Source organism: Devosia equisanguinis (assembly GCF_900631955.1).
In the GTDB taxonomy this organism is placed as follows: Bacteria; Pseudomonadota; Alphaproteobacteria; order Rhizobiales; family Devosiaceae; genus Devosia; species Devosia equisanguinis.
Window position 1 is genome coordinate 1 of sequence record NZ_UZWD01000003.1, and the last position, 2,500, is coordinate 2,500.

At 52.8% G+C, this 2,500-nt stretch carries 2 rRNA genes (1 of these 2 cut by a window edge); both read right to left on the bottom strand.

From position 1 onward, the window contains the following. Positions 1-103: 103 nt before the first annotated feature. Positions 104-219, bottom strand: a 5S ribosomal RNA gene (gene rrf, locus DEVEQU_RS00035). Positions 220-310: 91 nt separating this feature from the next. Further along, positions 311-2,500: ribosomal RNA gene (locus DEVEQU_RS00040) — 23S ribosomal RNA — on the bottom strand; it runs 533 nt beyond the window's last position.

Here is a 2,500-nt window from a genome sequence, read left to right on the forward strand (position 1 = left end):
ATCCCGGGATTTGGTAATTTTGATGCAGAAAAGCCCCGGTTTTGAGGCCGGGGCTTTTGGATTGGTTTTGAGACGGTAAAGAGATGGTACGTGTGTTTGGCAGACCTTGCAGTGACCTACTCTCCCAAGTCTTGAGACTTAGTACCATTGGCGCGGAGGAATTTGACGGTCGAGTTCGGGATGGGATCGGGTCTTGGGCTCCTCGCAAGAACCACAAGGTCAGCGAAACACACGTTTTATGAATTCTGGTTTTGATGAACTGAAGAATGTTGCATGGGCTTTTGGGCCATGCGGACATTGATTAATGAGAACGATCAAGCCGATCGAGCTATTAGTACCGGTAAGCTTCAAGCATTGCTGCTCTTCCACACCCGGCCTATCAACGTGGTGGTCTTCCACGGCTCTGATAGGGAATACTCGTTTTGAGGGAGGCTTCCTGCTTAGATGCTTTCAGCAGTTATCCCGTCCGAACTTAGCTACCCTGCAATGCGGCTGGCGCCACAACAGGTCCACCAGAGGTTCGTCCATCCCGGTCCTCTCGTACTAGGGACAGCTCCTCTCAATATTCCAACACCCACGGCAGATAGGGACCGAACTGTCTCACGACGTTCTGAACCCAGCTCACGTACCACTTTAAATGGCGAACAGCCATACCCTTGGGACCTGCTCCAGCCCCAGGATGTGATGAGCCGACATCGAGGTGCCAAACACTGCCGTCGCTATGGACGCTTGGGCAGTATCAGCCTGTTATCCCCAGAGTACCTTTTATTCGTTGAGCGATGGCCCTTCCACACGGGACCACCGGATCACTATGACCGACTTTCGTCTCTGCTCGACTTGTCAGTCTCGCAGTCAGGCAGGCTTATGCCATTGCACTCGACGACCGATTTCCGACCGGTCTGAGCCCACCATCGCGCGCCTCCGTTACTTTTTGGGAGGCGACCGCCCCAGTCAAACTACCCACCATGCGCTGTCCCGGACACTGTTATGCCGCGGTTAGACACCTATGACGATAAGGGTGGTATCTCATCTTGTGGCTCCACCAAGGCTGGCGCCCTGGCTTCAAAGCCTACCACCTATCCTGCACATGCCGACACAAGTGCCAGCGCAAAGCTATAGTAAAGGTTCATGGGGTCTTTCCGTCTGACCGCAGGAACCCCGCATCTTCACGGGGAATTCAATTTCGCTGAGTCTATACTGGAGACAGTGGGGAAGTCGTTACGCCATTCGTGCAGGTCGGAACTTACCCGACAAGGAATTTCGCTACCTTAGGACCGTTATAGTTACGGCCGCCGTTTACCGGGGCTTCAATTCAAGGCGTTAACCTCTCCTTTTAACCTTCCGGCACCGGGCAGGCGTCAGACCCTATACGTCGTATTGCTACTTCGCAGAGCCCTGTGTTTTTGATAAACAGTCGCCACCCCCTCTTTTGTGACACCTCCATACCGGTTGCCCGATAGAAGGTCACGCTTATCCCGAAGTTACGCGTGCAATTTGCCGAGTTCCTTCAGTATAGTTCTCTCAAGCGCCTTGGTATACTCTACCAGTCCACCTGTGTCGGTTTCGGGTACGGTCAATATTGGTGGAGCTATTTCCTGGAACCGGCTCACTGCACCCCCAATCCGATAAGGGGATACAGACCCGCGCGATCCGTCACTACCACCTGGCCCACGAATATTAACGTGGTTCCCATCGTCTACGCATTTCTGCCTCGACTTAGGGGCCGGCTAACCCTGCGCTGATTAGCATTGCGCAGGAACCCTTGGACTTTCGGCGAAAGTGTCTCTCACACTTTTTGTCGCTACTCATGTCATCATTCGCACTTCCGATACCTCCAGGACCCCTCACAGGTATCCCTTCGCAGGCTTACGGAACGCTCCGCTACCGCTTGCAGTAAACTGCAAACCCTAAGCTTCGGTGCATAGTTTTAGACCCGGTACATCTTCGCCGCAGGACCACTTGACCAGTGAGCTGTTACGCTATCTTTAAAGGATGGCTGCTTCTAAGCCAACCTCCTGGTTGTCTGAGTAGTCCCACATGCTTTCCCACTTAACTATGACTTGGGGACCTTAGCTGTAGGTTAGGGTTGTTTCCCTTTTGACGATGGACGTTAGCACCCACCGTCTGTCTCCCAGATAGTACTCTCGGGTATTCGGAGTTTGGTTAGGTTTGGTAAGTCGGTGAGACCCCCTAGCCCATCCAGTGCTCTACCCCCCGAGGTATTCGTCTGAGGCGATACCTAAATATCTTTCGCGGAGAACCAGCTATTTCCAAGTTTGATTGGCCTTTCACCCCTAGGAACAAGTCATCCCCGTCTTTTTCAACAGACGTGGGTTCGGCCCTCCAGTAAGTGTTACCTTACCTTCAGCCTGCTCATACCTAGATCACTTGGTTTCGGGTCTAATCCGTCTAACTTAACGCCCTATTCAGACTCGCTTTCGCTGCGCCTACACCTAACGGCTTAAGCTTGCTAGACAGACTAAGTCGATGACCCATTATA